This window comes from Acinetobacter sp. 1124_18A, assembly GCF_052824995.1.
Genome location: NZ_VTDF01000008.1, coordinates 127916 through 143149, shown reverse-complemented (window position 1 = coordinate 143149; position 15234 = coordinate 127916). Strand labels below are relative to the sequence as shown.

Genomic DNA, 15234 nt, shown 5'->3' with positions numbered 1-15234 from the left:
CGTTCAAGTCGTTCAAGTCGTTCAAGTCGTTCAAGTCGTTCAAGTCGTTCAAGTGTATATAACGATAAGACAAGCGACGAATGAAAATAATAATTTAAAAATTATTCATCTAAAGATATCGACACTTTAATTTCACAATAGAAAAATTAAATTTAGAATTGTTCATATAACAAATAATTTTACATGAAAATTAAAAGTATAAGAAAATAAGCGATTTGAATATGAGAAGAGTTTAATTTTCTGAAAGAAATAATGGTGGGCGCTGACGGGATCGAACCGCCGACATTCTGCTTGTAAGGCAGACGCTCTACCAACTGAGCTAAGCGCCCTTAATGAGAAAAGATAGCGAATGTATCTTTATACTCTACATTCTCCAGACAAGGGAATCAAGAGAATGGCGCAGCGGACGGGGCTCGAACCCGCGACCCCCGGCGTGACAGGCCGGTATTCTAACCAACTGAACTACCGCTGCACTACAATACTTTAAAATAAAGTATGGTCACATATATGGTGGGCGCTGACGGGATCGAACCGCCGACATTCTGCTTGTAAGGCAGACGCTCTACCAACTGAGCTAAGCGCCCCAGAAGAAAAACTAATTATTCATTAATTTCTTGATATAAGACTTTAACATCTTAAATCATCTTCCAAACACAACCCGAACTGAAAAGTGGCGCAGCGGACGGGGCTCGAACCCGCGACCCCCGGCGTGACAGGCCGGTATTCTAACCAACTGAACTACCGCTGCACTTTCACAATATCGAAATTGTGGGGTAAACGATGTTAAGTCTTAAGTGGCGCAGCGGACGGGGCTCGAACCCGCGACCCCCGGCGTGACAGGCCGGTATTCTAACCAACTGAACTACCGCTGCACTTGAGAGCTTAACGTAAAGGCTTGGTGGGCGCTGACGGGATCGAACCGCCGACATTCTGCTTGTAAGGCAGACGCTCTACCAACTGAGCTAAGCGCCCTTTAACGTCTTCATCGTTTGTGAGGTGCATTATAGAGAATCTTTAACAGGTGTCAAACGCTTTTCGACTTCTTTTTAAAAAAATGCGAATGAATGATTAAAAATAAGTCATTATTAAGTAAAAAACAATTTTTTGTATTTTATTTAAACACTTATTTCAATATTTTCCACATTTATACAGCTAATCAATAAGAGATAAAACTCGTACTCAGGTCAAAGATTGTTCAGATAAATAAACTAATGCATCTTCAGCTACTAAATCAAATAGCTCAATGATTTCTTCATTACGCATTCGAACGCATCCATGTGACATTGGCACCCCCATTGGTTGCGTGTCTGGAGTCCCATGAATATAGATATAACGTTGCATAGTGTCGTGGCCTTCGCCTTTATTAAAGCCTTCTTCTAAGCCATCTAACCAAAGAATACGAGAAAGGATCCAGTCTCTCTCAGGATATTGAGCAGCTAACTCAGTGCTATAAACCTCCCCTGTTGGCTTACGTGCAATAAAAACTGCATTTTGTGGAGACTCGGCACCAATTTTCTTTGCCACTCTATGCCATCCGCGTGGAGTTCTGCCGGTATTCTCCTGCTCACCAATTCCATTCTTTCCTGTAGAGATGACATAAAACTTATTATGTTTAGGTAAAGTTAATATTTGGTTCGCTAAATCGATAAGAACATCAGCATCTTCGAGCTTAAATTGAGACATTGAACTTATTCTCTTATATCAACTCAAATAGATTGAGTTTAATTAAAAAATTATTGTAAGGGCTTGTCTTGCAGTGAAAATAAAAGATTATCAATCTTCTTTTATCTACGCGCAGTTTCACTGCTTGTCTTACGCCAAAATAAAAGATTATCAATCTTTTATTTTGGCTCAGGGCGTAGCCATAACCAAACTGCAACCAAGAACATAGTAATATCAGTAAAAGCCTTGACTAAAAGTGGCGCTGAAGTAAATAGCATGATAACTCCGCTAATCGCCATCATTATGCTTGCAATCCACTTCGCTTTACGAGGCACTGTGCCATTGGCTCGCCAATCACGTAGCGTTGGACCATATTTAGGATGATTTAACAACCAATTATCCATTTGTGGCCAGCCTTTTGACGCAGCCCAAGCAGCCAGAATCAAAAAGACTGTTGTTGGCATACCTGGTAAAATTGCTCCAATAATGCCTAGCGTGATAAAAATCACGACTAAAGAGCGCCAGAACAATGTTCGCATATATAAACCTTAACCTGCTGTTGGCGTTAGTATAAAGTGTTTTTCTAATGTTTTTTGTTGATCCGTTATGAAATTAGGATGAATTACTTCGAGTATTAAATGTATGAATATTGCCTCAGTTAAAACGTCCTATTTCGAACCATGGCTACAATTTCAACATCCTATAGTTCGACAGCTGGCATTTTGTATTGCTAGTCCAAATTTACTTTCCCAACTACCAAAAAGTCTATATATACAACATCATTTTAAGCTACATCCAACCGAAGTATGGGAAAGTCATTTTCAAAATTATTTGCCACGTTTAAAAGAGCTCGATCAGTCCCCAGAACCTTTAATTCAGTTTTTATCTCAGCTTAAAAGTACACGTTTAGGTTTACGCTTTGAGCATCTACTCTGGTTTTGGTTACAAGAGGATCAGTACCATCCCTATCAATTATTGGGACATAGTATTCAAAAAATTGAGGGGGCAAAAACATTAGGCGAGCTGGATTTTTTAATTTTAAATAAAGACACTCAAAAAATTGAACATTGGGAGGTCGCCTTAAAATATTATCTCGGTGAGGCAGATTTACATTTAGAACAATGGATTGGCCTGAACCGTCAGGATACTTTAAGCAAAAAGCTTTACCACTTTACCAACAAACAATTTCAATTTCTTGAAGCATTAAACTTTGAAATTCATCAACGCTTTGCAGTTTTAAAGGGACAACTTTATCTTCCTTTAGAGTTAAATTTACAGCAGCCTCTACCTGACTGGATCAATTTAAAGCGTCGTTTGGGCTATTGGGGCACCACAATTCCTCATTCTTCTTTTTATCGATTAGAAAGGCACGAATGGCTGTGTCCAAATAAACAGCCTAGTTCCGCCCCAGCACATTGGTGGACAGACGGCTTATATTGTAAAAATGGTCAGGAAGTTCTGTTTTATATGTTTAGACACCCTTCACACTTAAAACTGAAATCCAACATGCAGAAATTTAAATAATTAACAATAAATTTAAGATTCTAGACACATTTTATAACGTTTTTACTATTAAACAGTCATGTTTCTTTTTCCGTTTGTTTTTTAATCTAAATTTACTTCATTATTAAATTTAAACGGAGAAAATGATGAAAAAAGTTTTAGCTGCTTCTGTAATGATTGCTGTTGTTTTAACAGGCTGTAATACGTTTAAGGGTTTTGGTAAAGATGTTTCTAAAGCAGGTGATGCTGTAACGAATACTGCTGAAAAAACACAAGATAAAATGTAAGTTAGAGTTGTCACTAAAAAACCTTATCATTCCGATAAGGTTTTTTTATTTTTACGTACCCATCACGTAGAGATTCGCCTATTATATCGGACTATATTTCACCTGATCAGCACGCAATTTCCGGTATGAACCATTCAGATACTCTCTCGCTTAGCCTAGAACTTTTACAACAACCTTCTGTTACTCCAATTGATCACACTTGCCAAACCATCATGGCAGACCGTTTAAGCCAAGTTGGTTTTCATATTGAACCAATGCGTTTTGGTGAGGTAGATAATCTCTGGGCACGTCGCGGAACTGAAGAACCTGTATTTTGTTTTGCAGGTCATACTGACGTAGTGCCGACAGGTAAGTTAGAAGCGTGGAATTCAGACCCATTTGCACCTGAAATCCGCGATGGAAAATTATATGGTCGCGGTTCGGCAGATATGAAGACAGCTTTGGCAGCCATGGTTGTCGCATCTGAGCGTTTTGTAGCAAAACATCCAGACCATAAAGGATCTATCGCATTTCTAATTACTTCTGATGAAGAAGGTCCTGCGATTAACGGTACGGTCAAGGTTATTGAGACTCTTGAAGAACGTAACGAAAAAATTAAATGGTGTTTGGTCGGCGAACCCTCAAGTACTCATAAATTAGGTGATATTGTTAAAAATGGGCGTCGTGGCTCACTCAATGCAGTATTAAAGGTCCAAGGTAAACAAGGCCATGTGGCTTATCCACATTTAGCACTAAACCCAATTCATGAAGCATCACCTGCTTTAACAGAGCTATGCCAAAGCGTTTGGGATAATGGAAATGAATATTTCCCAGCAACATCATTTCAGATTTCAAATATTCATGCTGGAACTGGTGCAACCAACGTAATTCCAGGCACACTAGAAGTTACTTTTAACTTCCGTTATTCAACAGAAGTGACGGCTGAACAGCTTAAACAACGTGTTCATGAGATTTTAGATAAACACGGTTTAGAATATGAAATCGTTTGGAATCTCTCTGGTTTACCTTTCCTGACCCCAGTTGGTGAACTGGTTAATGCTGCTCAAACTGCTATTTTAAATGTAACTGGCACTGAAACTGAGCTTTCAACAAGTGGCGGTACTTCTGACGGACGTTTTATTGCCCCAACAGGCGCACAGGTATTGGAGTTAGGTGTTCTTAACGCAACAATTCATCAAATTAATGAACATGTTGACGTACATGACCTCGATCCACTGACTGATATTTATGAGCAAATTTTAGAAAATTTATTAGCTTAAAATATTAAAGCTCAACGAATAAAAAAAGCATCCTCTTTAGGATGCTTTTTCTTATCTTAAATTGTTAATCCATTTTTTGAGAATCTTAGAATGCGATTCGTATTCACTAATCCAGATAGTTGGCTTTATACAAAATACTTAAAGAGCATCTTCTGAATGCTTATCTATCCACTGCAATATAGTGGGCCAGACTTCCTTAGCAGCATTTTGGCTAAGTGCGATTCTACTATGAGAATAATTCTCTAGATTACTGTTAGAAAGTCCAAACTCGCGGAATATATTATTTTCATTTTCAAATGCTTCCAAATATTCATAGCACCCTTTTACTGGCGCAATGAACTTATCTCCAGTACCACAGATGGAATATATCGGAACTCTAATAGAGGCCATAAATTTTCTATAATCAATATCTTTAAAATCACTTATAAAATTCTGATTTAAATTCCAGTTAAACCATGGTCTCATCGTATAATAGGTTTCATTTACTCGTCCTAACTTAAATTTACTAGCAGGAATCTTTCCTAGACTTTTAACAACCAATTTTGCAGAAAGTAACTTAAGAAAATCAAATGGGCTATTTACTGCTCCAAATGCTTGGCAAGCGACAAAAGTAATAGTTTGAATAAGATTTAAATATTCAGAATGATTAATCAAGAACATTGTTAAACATAATCCTCCTCCACTATGCGTTACACAGTGTAAAGATGATATATTTAAATGATTACAAATATAGTTAAATGCGGCTTTATATTCATATAAAGCCACTGTTTCGAAATTAAATGGTACATCTGTTTTTGGGCTAGCGCCATGCCCTCGCCATTCTAAAATAAAACATACATAACCATGACTTGCCAAATAACCTGCGATACCCATACAAACAGTTTTGTCTGAAAATGCACCATGAGATAAAAAAATTGCTTCTTTTTTTGTCAGAGAATCTTTTCTCTTTGAAATTTCCCACAAGGCAAACTCACCACGATCCTCTGTCTCTAAAATATGCAGCTCTTTATTAATTGACATTTATTTTTTCTACTGTTGCAAAGATTTTATTCTAGGTTGACTTAATAATGCCTGAATGAGTGGAGTATAAAACTCGCCGTCATTAACAAGTTTAATATATTCATCATTATACTCTACCCAACCTTCATCAACTAATGCATCCCAAATAGACTTATAATCGAGTTTAATATCACTATTAAAAATTTTCTCATACTTTTTAGTATTAATTCTCATTTCTTGTAGTGCTTGAAATATCCAAATTAACTTTACATCTTCAGTATCATGAACAAACATCCGTTCAATAGGAAGCTTATTCAAAGATATCGCATTATAGTATTCATTTAGGTTTCGATGGTTCATTGCTGAAACAGACTTAATTTCTGATGAGTTGGGTTGCAATCGCATGTTAACCGCTGCATAGCCGATTCCACTCATAGTCGTCATTTTACTTTGACCATTTGCATCTAAACAGTCTCTGAGATTATCTTCATATAAATATTTTTCTGAAATGACTTGGTTATCATCTTCTTTTTCCCAATCATATACTGTTTTTTGTTTATAACCTTTACTGATTAAGAATTGTTTTGCAATGTTATACATTTCAATTTTTTTCTCAATAGATGGGGTATTCTGCTTTTGTCTTGTCGCAAAGTCAGAACGACCCGCTATATTAAGCTCATAATGAGTAATATGTTTTATTCCTGATTGGACAATACTTTCAAGATCTCCTAACATTGCTTCAATCGTCTGATTTGGCCAACCATAAATCAGATCGACATTACAAGATAAGGAATACTTATGGAATAATTCAATCGCGTCAAAAACCTGTTTTCTTGTTTGTTTTCTACCACTTGTAACGATTAATTCATCATTAACCTGTTGCACCCCCATACTGACACGATTAAAACCAGCTTCTTTAATTGCTCTTATTTTATCTTCATTAAAAAGTTGAGGAATGCCCTCTAATGTCATTTCTATAGGTGTAGATGTCCCAACCTCTGGAAAAAGAGAAGATACAATGTTAACAAGTTTTATATAGTCATTAGGTTGAAGTAAATTAGGCGTGCCTCCTCCCACATATAAACTTTCAAGTTTAGCGCCTTGATAAAATTCTTTATATAAATGGGCTTCCTTAGTTAAAAAATCCAGATAATAGTCCATTTCCTTCTTACCTTTATAGTCTTGAGTAGGAAAAAGACAAAATCCACAATGAGGTGGATCAGTAGGAATACAATATGGGATACCTAAATATAAATTTATAGATTTATATTTAGCATCTGTATTCAGTAGTAAGTGATTATTTTCTTCTTCATTTAAATCTGTTTTCCACATTTTAGGAGATGGATGAGTATGTAGAACCTTATTTGATAAATGTCTTACTTTATTTTTCTGTATGAAATTTTTAATTGAAACAATATCCATAGTCACTATATTTAGTATGAAATTATAATAAACACACAATACCAAAACATAATATATAATTCAATATTTTTTACTCCTATTATTATCATGAAATTTTTTTATACTCTTGATTCATTAAATTAAGAGTAAATAATTTGGATTTATAACATAAAAATAAAATTAGAAATTTTAAATATTTTTTCAAAATCGCGATATATCTTTTAATTTTTTAAAAGTTTGTTTAGTTTTTATAAAAAAAGGAACTCAAATTGAGTTCCTTTCTTTTATAAATGAAGCGAATTTTGAATATATTGCAAATTAGGAACGTGGTAGCGTTGATTCTCCATACGCACATATTTAAATACAGTTGGGTACTGCAAAGAGTCCTGTATATCTTCGTTTTCATCTACGACTTCAGAAATACGCAGACGAACTGAAACTGGCATCGATTTACATATGAGGGCAAAACGTTGGCTGATATCTTCACTTTCAATAACTAATGCCACCGCTCGCGAATCAATTTCATTATGCACGGTATAGACAGGAAGTTTTACGTCATGCCATTCGATATACTTGATACCATTTTTAACATCCATAGCTGATAACACTATGTTTTGAGGCAATAGCATCGGCACTTGCTGATCACATTCAATAATATATGCATCAATAAAACCAGTTGAAACAGTAATTAAATGTTGAAGTTCTTGCTGATCCATTTCATTAATTAAAGATGTACTGATATGACTCTTCATTAGGCAAGTTCCTCTTCACGTGTCGTGAAAAAAGCATCAATATTGTGAAGTAAGTCTTCTTCTTGGAAAGGTTTACCCATGTATTGGTTAACCCCTAAAGTAAATGCTCGTTCACGGTGTTTTTCGCCAGTTCTGGATGTAATCATAATGACTGGCATATCTTGATGTAGATCATGATGTCGTACGAGGTTAAGTACCTCAAAGCCATCCATTCGCGGCATTTCGATATCAAGCAGCATCAGATCTGGTTTAATATTTTCCAACTGCTCAATTGCATCGATACCATCTTTAGCAGTTACTACGTCATAGCCTTGACGTTCAAGTAAACGAGTCGTTACCTTACGCACTGTAACAGAGTCATCTACAATCATAATGAGACGGCGTTCGTCAGACTCGCGTTGTCTATAGATACCCTCATTAAGTGGCTTATGTCGGCGAGTAGACTGAATTTGGCGAGCAATATTTTGTCCATCTAAAATTAGACAAACTTGACCATCACCTAAAATAGTTGCGCCTGCAATCGCACCAATACTAGAGAACTGCTGCCCGATTGGCTTAACTACAATCTGCGCTCGTGAACCAATAAGCTGATCAACCAATAATGCAATGGTTTGTCCATTATTTGTCTTAATCATTAATACTGGTAGTGAATACATCATCCCACTTAAACGTGGAATCGGTTGATTACCAACAAACTCAGATAAATAGCGTAATGGATAACGTTTATTTTCAAATTCAAAGAATTCTTGTGCGCTTGCAAAATACTGTTCTAATGATGTTGGTGAAACTCGAACAATTCGATCAATTTGAGCCAACGGAATTGCAAATTGTTGATCAGCAACTTTAACCATTAAGGCATCACTAACGGCTACTGTGGTTGGAACACGTATGGTAAAGATCGTTCCTTGTCCATAAACAGAGTCAACGCTCACATGTCCACCCAAAGCTTTAATATCACTTTGTACGACATCTAGCCCAACACCACGACCTGAAATCTGAGTGACTTGATCGGCTGTACTTAACCCTGGATGGAAAATCAGCTGTAAAATATCTTGATGTTCTAATACTTGTTCAGGATTAATCAAACCAGACAAGAGGGCCTTTTGACGAACCTTCTCGATATCAATACCTTGACCATCATCTTTAAAGGTAACAACAACATCCGTACCTTGACGATTAATATTCAGTTCAATACGTCCAGTTTCTGGTTTTTGCGCTTGTTCACGTTGCGCGCGATCTTCTAGACCATGGTCAATTGCATTTCGAAGCATGTGCTCAAGTGGTGTAACCAAACGCTCTAGCATTGTCCGGTCTAGCTCACCTTCGGTATTATTAACAAAAAGCTCTGCTGGTCGATCCAATGCCGTAGAAGTTTGTCTCACAATTCGTTGTAAACGAGGTAGCAATCGAGAGAATGGTACTAATCGCGTTCGCATTAGCCCTTCTTGAATTTCGGCCTGAATACGTGATTGTTGTACTAGCAAACTTTCGGTGTCTCTGATTTTTTCCGACAATGTATTTTTGAAATCCACTAAATCCGATGCAGATTCAGCAAGTGATTTCGATAATTGATTCAATGAAGAATATTGGTCCATCTCTAGAGGATCAAATTCTGTATAACGAGAATGCTCAATACCGTGTTTTGCAATAATCTGGCTTTCTAATTCGCCTTCCATTCGACGTAACTGGTCTGCAAGTCGTTGAATGGCTAATTCCATTTCCACTAGCGTATGACCAAATTGACTGAGATCCATTTCAATTCGTGAACGGTTAATCGAATTTTCACCAGACAAATCAATCATTTTCTCAATTAAATCTGCTGAAACACGAATCATCTCATTATTTTGTTCAAGATGCTGCGTCTGTTCCCATGCCCCCAACATTGGCGGTGGTTCTGCCCCATCACCTTGTACGAAGCTCATGACAGGTTCCGAACTAAATAGATCAGTTCTAGTCAATTTACTTGGAATTTGTATTGCAGTTTCAATAAACTGAATATTTTCTAAACTTTGTTGTAAACCATCAAAATGTTGATAATTTTGCTTGAAAATTGCCTCTTTTAACCAAACAATTGCACTTTCTAGCAAGTTGTCATAAATATTTGAGCTAAAATGATAAAGCGCAAATTTTTCAAAAGCATTTTCAAGTTGATAAGCAATCGCTTGTACGGTTTCTAGTCCCAGCATACGGGAACCACCTTTCAAGCTGTGCACTGCTCTTTGTAGCTGAAGCAAGATACTACGATTTGTACGCTGCTCAAACCATTGCTTTAATAGATGATCGGCCATCTCTAACAGTTCAGCCGCTTCCTCCATAAATGCCTGTTCGACAACAGAATTAATATCCTGATCTTGGATACTGTCTGTATAGCCTTCTGCATCAAAAACTTGTAATTCTGTGTGTTCAACAAGCCTATTATTAGACTCAACAATCTGCTCAAAATTAGAAGTTAACTCATCGAGATTTAACGCAGTATTGTCTATAGCTTCTTGTTGTAATACTTCAAAACTTAATTCTGGTATAACATCTGTTTCAGACTCAGCTTGTATCTCTTTAACAGCAGATCCAAGTGAGTTATAGACCTTAGCTGCACTCTTAAGCGCTTGAATAGTATGAGAAGCAGCATAATCCAGATGCTGTTCACGTACTATTTGTAGACGATCAGCCAAGTCATCTTGAACCAAACGGATAAAATCAATGAGAGCAGATGAAGTAATTAACTGTCTTTGAATTAGGCGCTCATAAATACTTTCTAGTTCATGTGCGATTAAACCAATATAATTTGCCTGAATCATATTTGCCCCACCTTTTAAGGTATGCAAATAACGCATCAGATTATTAAGAGCAGCAAAGTTCTCTTGATCATTAATCCAAATATTAAGATCTGTATCCATTCCTTCAAGCAACTCATCGGCTTCTTCAAGAAAAATATCTAACAGTTCTGGATCAAAATAACGGTTTACGTGCTCAGTAGACATGAACTGGCGATCTAAATGTACACTCTGACTCATCACTACATGATCAGTTAACACACTTTCGATAGATGCTGAAGATTCATCTGATGTTTGTTCTACATCTGCACCAAATAACGACTCAACAACGTCCTGATCAGTATCTAATGCTTCAGAATTAAGGCTTGGAATATGTTGGGTATATAGTTTTAGCTCTTCCAACACATTTTGGTGTTGCTCAATAATGCTAACTCTTTGACCCGCAGCTAATGCATCAAATAACTGAATTAATTGTTGATGTGCTTTTTGATAAATTTCAAAAACATAATCTGATTGTAATAAATCAGGACGATCGAGCAATACGTCATAGCTATCTTTCAGCTGGTTCGTATATTCATATAAACCAACCATGGCTTGAGACTGAGTATGTTGCAATAGCACATCAGCTTGTCCACTTAAACGTTCAAGATAGTGAGGAAACTCAGAACGAATCCCCTTCTCAAAATCTAACTCGGCATCAAGTAATTCTGAAACATCGAGCTGTAACAGCTGAGAGACTAGACCATGTGGAGCCGTGAGCGGACTTGAATGCTCGCCATGCTGCTCCATATAAGCATCCCAAACCTGATTGAATTGTTTCAGGTTAGAATCTAATTGTTCATTAGAGCAATGTGCAGCTAATAGATCTAAACTATTTCGAATAAACTGACGGTAATCACGAAGTAGCAAAATTTCTTCTGAATGAGAAGAAAGCTCTTCTTGCAATAAGATTTTGAATAAATGCTCAACCTTGGTACTAGCATCAAAAATTGCTTCTACCTGAGCCATTGCCGAGCTACCACGCAATGTATGTAATGCACGGATGAGTGCATTGTAACTCTCGTGCTGATGTATTTCTTGTTCTAAGAACTGATCGATAGTCGCTAAGTGCTCTTCCGCTTCTTCCATAAATAAAACTAAGGTTTCAGCAAGGTTATGTTCACTTTCTAAAGTGGTTTCTAGAGTTAAATTATCTGATTCCTGTTCTAAACTATCTACCTCTAAACCAGTCTTAGTTTCCGCAGTGAGAGTATCCGACAATAATAAAAGTTCTTCTAAAGCAGGCTCTAAACTTTGCTGTTGTTGTAATTGTTGTCCCAATAAAATAAGAGGTCTAAAATCTACTGCATGTTCCTTTTTAGATTTAAAGTCACCTACTAACTTAAAGAAATAGAACTTAAATACCAACTGAACATATTGTTGGATGTTAGGAGTTAATGTGAGACTCTCATTGATTATCCGATTAAGCGTATCTTCTACAGTCCAAGCAAGCTCAGCAGAGGATTTCGCTGCAATCATTCGCCCTGAACCTTTCAAGGTATGAAAATGGCGACGGATGTCAGTCAGCGTAGCAACATTTTTAGATTGCATCCATTCATGAATCAAAGATTGTAATTCAACAAAAATTTCTTCAATTTCTTCAACAAAAATATCAAGAAATTCGTCATCTTGTTGAGAATAGCTATCTTCCGGTAGCATCATTGCTTCAGTTAAAGTTTTTAATATTTCTTTCATAGCAAAGGCTTCTTTTGCTTGTCCCCTAAATGGAGAAAAACGACAGAGTCAACACCAGATAAATAACTGTGTCCCAATATTTATCTGGTGTTGTTAATACTTTTTAGAAGAATAGCTAGTATAAAAATAGCTATCCTCGTCCCCAATTTAATCAGGTAATTTAAAGTCCGTTACCGATTCACGTAATGACTCTGCCATATTTGCTAATTCAGAAACAGAACGCGCTGTATCGAATGTTGCAGTTGTCGTTTGCGAAGTAATTTCTTGTACGACAGTCATGGTTGTCGCAATATGACTCGCAGATGCAGACTGAAGTTTTGCTGCATCAGAAATACTGGCCATTAAGTTTGCCAAGTCACCAGATACTTTTTGAATCTCGTCCAAGGCAATACCCGCATCTTTTGCCAAGTTCGCTCCGCGCACAACCTCAGTTGTTGTTTGTTCCATTGAAATAACAGCTTCGTTAGTATCGGTCTGAATTGTTTTAACCAGAGTTTCGATCTGTTTAGTTGCCGATGCTGAACGTTCCGCAAGACGCTGTACTTCATCTGCAACCACGGCAAAACCACGTCCTGCTTCACCTGCCATAGATGCTTGAATTGCTGCATTTAATGCAAGAATGTTTGTTTGGTCCGCAATGTCATTAATTAACGATACGATGTTACCAATTTCTTGTGAAGACTCACCCAAACGTTTAATACGTTTAGAAGTTTCCTGAATCTGTTCACGAATCGTGTCCATACCTTCAATTGAACGGTTTACCACTTGTGCGCCATTAGAAGCAATTTCTACCGAACGTTCTGCTACCTCGGTTGATTCCGATGCATTTGAAGATACTTGGTCAATTGATTGCGCCATTTCATTCATTGCAGTTGATGCGCCGGCAATTTCTTGTGCCTGATGCTCGGATGCTTCTGCCAACTGGTTAGTAATATTTTGTGTATCCTGCGTATAGCGGGCAACTTCCTGAGACGTATCATGAATTCGGGATACAAGATCACGTAATTGGTCAATCGCAAAGTTAATCGAGTCGGCAATCGCTCCTGTGAAGTCCTCAGATACCGTTGCATATGAACGCAAGTCACCATCTGCCAAGTCGGCAATTTCATCTAGTAAACGTAAAATCGCGTTTTGGTTACGGTCATACTCTTCTTGCAGGGTAGCTACACGTTGTTTATCTGCTTTACTACGAAGTGATAAAAGCTTTAAGACTGAACTAATTAAACCAATAAGTGATAATGTAAGAAGTGCAACTAAAGCAAAGGCTTTCCAACCATACTGTGTTTGCTCAGAAAGATCACCCAATACAGATAACATGTCATCAGATTCCGAGAGAATTTCACCTGATGACTGACGTACGTTTACAATCTGATCTGTATGTTGAAGAACTGATGCTGCTGCAGATTTTAAAACTTTATCATATTCAGATTTAATACCTTCCAAAGATTCACGTACTTCTGGAGACTCAACTCTAGCAACACCCAATTCAGCATTTCCGTTTAGCTGTGCATTTAAATACACACCAAACGTCTCAATATCGACACTAAAGTCATGTGCTGAGGTCTGAGAATTTTCTGAACCAACCAAAACAGTGTTAATAGAACGTAAAATACGCTCTGCAATAAATACTTGGTTCTTAGCAATAATCACCTGACTACTCGGTGCTTTTTCACGAACCATCTTATCAACCATCAAGTTATATTCAGCTTGAATCTCAGGAATAGAATCACCAATTGAGATATTCATGTTATATAACTGATTAATTACACCTTGATGTGACGAGATCAAGTTAATGTCATACGACAAGGCTTTCCACAGAACCGCAACCTTTTTGTATTCTTTTGAAGATGTACCATGAATATTTTCAACATCTTTGATATTTTCTGCAAAAAGTTTATTTGATTCAGCTAAGTCTTTCATAGCTTTAGGTGAACCAGAAGCCGTTGCTTCTGTAGCCTGTCTAGAAATCGTTTGTGACAATAAACGCAACTCACCCAAACTACGTGTTAATTCGTTATGTCGAGGTACGCTATAAAATAAATAAACGAGCGAAGTTAAAGCAAATACCAAACATAACAACGCTACATAAAGGATAGGCTTGGACTTTTCACTTTCCCCAAATAAACTGGCGTATTGCTCAATTCCCGACTGGATTTTTGCAATAAAATTGAGACCCGATTTTTCGGACGCAACACGATTGCCGCCTTTCTTTTTAAGCTTAAAGCCCATAGCTTCTCCCCAGAAAATACTCTGTTTTTCACAGCGTAAAAATTAGTTTATAAATTTTGTCGATGCATTCATGTAATGTGGGTTTTGCAATAAACGACTAAATAAAAAGACATGCCAATGCTGGTTATGTTGGTGAAAATAACCTTGGCAATAATCTTTTAGGTTTTCCTCTAAGTCTAAGCTTTGAGAAAAAAAACTTTTTTTATTAAAGTGCTGAATCCCCAAGACCTGATCCACAACCAACCCCACATACTGGTCGTGATGGCTAATACATAACACTTTTTGGGCAGACGAAAATGTACTTCGTTGCCCTGAAATAAAATGAGCCAAATCAGAAACCGAAAGCAACCTTCCCCGAATGTTAGCCAAACCCTTTACCCAACTTTGAGCATTTGGAACTGGCGTATATTTCGGTGGATAGATAACTTCTGACACTTCCCCAAGTGGTGCGACGAAGTATTGCCCTCTCATTTCAAAAGCAATCCCTGACCATCGCTGTGCTTCATTTTGAACTGAAGCGTAATTCTTATTACCCCGTTTAGACAAACGAAGTAACTCGATAAATCCATTCGCTGCCATACTCGATCCTATAAAACGGGCACATAACCCCGTTATTTATGTTTTTATGGATGGATGA

Annotated in this window: 11 protein-coding genes and 6 tRNA genes; 3 read left to right on the top strand and 14 right to left on the bottom strand. The window is 37.2% G+C overall.

All coding sequences use genetic code 11. The annotated features are described in order from the left end of the window. Positions 1-253: 253 nt before the first annotated feature. The 8 genes from FY048_RS15690 to FY048_RS15655 form a co-directional block, all read right to left on the bottom strand. Positions 254-329 (bottom strand) — tRNA-Val (locus FY048_RS15690). Positions 330-395: 66 nt separating this feature from the next. Beyond that, positions 396-472 (bottom strand) — tRNA-Asp (locus FY048_RS15685). 36 nt (positions 473-508) lie between these two features. Further along, positions 509-584, bottom strand: a tRNA-Val gene (locus FY048_RS15680). Positions 585-671: 87 nt separating this feature from the next. Next, a tRNA-Asp gene (locus tag FY048_RS15675) sits at positions 672-748 on the bottom strand. Positions 749-795: 47 nt separating this feature from the next. Continuing rightward, positions 796-872, bottom strand: a tRNA-Asp gene (locus tag FY048_RS15670). Positions 873-896: 24 nt separating this feature from the next. Beyond that, a tRNA-Val gene (locus FY048_RS15665) sits at positions 897-972 on the bottom strand. Between the two features lie 207 nt (positions 973-1179). Next, positions 1180-1683: a cell wall-recycling L,D-carboxypeptidase ElsL gene (gene elsL / locus FY048_RS15660; RefSeq protein ID WP_446091749.1), complete on the bottom strand. Its 504-nt coding sequence runs from the start codon at positions 1681-1683 to the stop codon at positions 1180-1182. A 158-nt stretch (positions 1684-1841) separates the two neighbouring features. Beyond that, positions 1842-2201: a YbaN family protein gene (locus tag FY048_RS15655; RefSeq protein ID WP_446091748.1), complete on the bottom strand. Its 360-nt coding sequence runs from the start codon at positions 2199-2201 to the stop codon at positions 1842-1844. A gap of 103 nt (positions 2202-2304) precedes the next feature. Between FY048_RS15655 and FY048_RS15650 the strand changes: the two genes are divergently transcribed. The 3 genes from FY048_RS15650 to dapE all read left to right on the top strand — a co-directional run bounded on the left by FY048_RS15650 (position 2305) and on the right by dapE (position 4711). Continuing rightward, complete coding sequence (locus FY048_RS15650; protein ID WP_311084497.1) at positions 2305-3186, top strand: DUF1853 family protein; 882 nt, start codon at positions 2305-2307, stop codon at positions 3184-3186. 122 nt (positions 3187-3308) lie between these two features. Then, positions 3309-3452 (top strand): entericidin A/B family lipoprotein, encoded by a 144-nt coding sequence (locus tag FY048_RS15645; RefSeq protein ID WP_003655297.1) that lies wholly within the window; start codon positions 3309-3311, stop codon positions 3450-3452. A gap of 125 nt (positions 3453-3577) precedes the next feature. After that, a complete protein-coding gene (gene dapE, locus FY048_RS15640) occupies positions 3578-4711 on the top strand; it encodes a succinyl-diaminopimelate desuccinylase (protein ID WP_446091747.1) in 1134 nt (377 codons plus the stop codon). A 138-nt stretch (positions 4712-4849) separates the two neighbouring features. Here the strand turns inward: dapE and FY048_RS15635 are convergent, their stop codons facing one another. The 6 genes from FY048_RS15635 to FY048_RS15610 all read right to left on the bottom strand — a co-directional run bounded on the left by FY048_RS15635 (position 4850) and on the right by FY048_RS15610 (position 15176). Next, the gene (locus tag FY048_RS15635) at positions 4850-5731 is read right to left on the bottom strand and encodes an alpha/beta fold hydrolase (protein ID WP_446091746.1); all 882 of its coding nucleotides are present in this window, start codon (positions 5729-5731) and stop codon (positions 4850-4852) included. Between the two features lie 9 nt (positions 5732-5740). Beyond that, positions 5741-7132, bottom strand: a complete 1392-nt coding sequence (locus FY048_RS15630; RefSeq protein ID WP_446091745.1) for a coproporphyrinogen-III oxidase family protein — start codon at positions 7130-7132, stop codon at positions 5741-5743. Between the two features lie 263 nt (positions 7133-7395). Next, positions 7396-7863: a hypothetical protein gene (locus FY048_RS15625; RefSeq protein WP_446091744.1), complete on the bottom strand. Its 468-nt coding sequence runs from the start codon at positions 7861-7863 to the stop codon at positions 7396-7398. Further along, positions 7863-12368, bottom strand: a complete 4506-nt coding sequence (locus tag FY048_RS15620; RefSeq protein WP_446091743.1) for an Hpt domain-containing protein — start codon at positions 12366-12368, stop codon at positions 7863-7865. Before FY048_RS15620 ends, FY048_RS15625 begins: the two co-directional genes overlap by 1 nt. A 147-nt stretch (positions 12369-12515) precedes the next feature. Next, on the bottom strand, positions 12516-14597 hold the full coding sequence (locus FY048_RS15615; protein WP_446091742.1) for a methyl-accepting chemotaxis protein: 2082 nt from the start codon (positions 14595-14597) through the stop codon (positions 12516-12518). 42 nt (positions 14598-14639) lie between these two features. Continuing rightward, the gene (locus FY048_RS15610) at positions 14640-15176 is read right to left on the bottom strand and encodes a chemotaxis protein CheW (protein ID WP_005309806.1); all 537 of its coding nucleotides are present in this window, start codon (positions 15174-15176) and stop codon (positions 14640-14642) included. Positions 15177-15234 lie beyond the last annotated feature (58 nt).

Coding starts and splice junctions, on each gene's coding strand:
- FY048_RS15650 (WP_311084497.1), top strand. CDS start 2,305: ATGAATATTGCCTCAGTTAAAACGTCCTATTTCGAACCATGGCTACAA.
- dapE (WP_446091747.1), top strand. CDS start 3,578: ATGAACCATTCAGATACTCTCTCGCTTAGCCTAGAACTTTTACAACAA.
- FY048_RS15635 (WP_446091746.1), bottom strand. CDS start 5,731: ATGTCAATTAATAAAGAGCTGCATATTTTAGAGACAGAGGATCGTGGT.
- FY048_RS15630 (WP_446091745.1), bottom strand. CDS start 7,132: ATGGATATTGTTTCAATTAAAAATTTCATACAGAAAAATAAAGTAAGA.
- FY048_RS15645 (WP_003655297.1), top strand. CDS start 3,309: ATGATGAAAAAAGTTTTAGCTGCTTCTGTAATGATTGCTGTTGTTTTA.
- FY048_RS15610 (WP_005309806.1), bottom strand. CDS start 15,176: ATGGCAGCGAATGGATTTATCGAGTTACTTCGTTTGTCTAAACGGGGT.
- FY048_RS15620 (WP_446091743.1), bottom strand. CDS start 12,368: ATGAAAGAAATATTAAAAACTTTAACTGAAGCAATGATGCTACCGGAA.
- elsL (WP_446091749.1), bottom strand. CDS start 1,683: ATGTCTCAATTTAAGCTCGAAGATGCTGATGTTCTTATCGATTTAGCG.
- FY048_RS15615 (WP_446091742.1), bottom strand. CDS start 14,597: ATGGGCTTTAAGCTTAAAAAGAAAGGCGGCAATCGTGTTGCGTCCGAA.
- FY048_RS15625 (WP_446091744.1), bottom strand. CDS start 7,863: ATGAAGAGTCATATCAGTACATCTTTAATTAATGAAATGGATCAGCAA.
- FY048_RS15655 (WP_446091748.1), bottom strand. CDS start 2,201: ATGCGAACATTGTTCTGGCGCTCTTTAGTCGTGATTTTTATCACGCTA.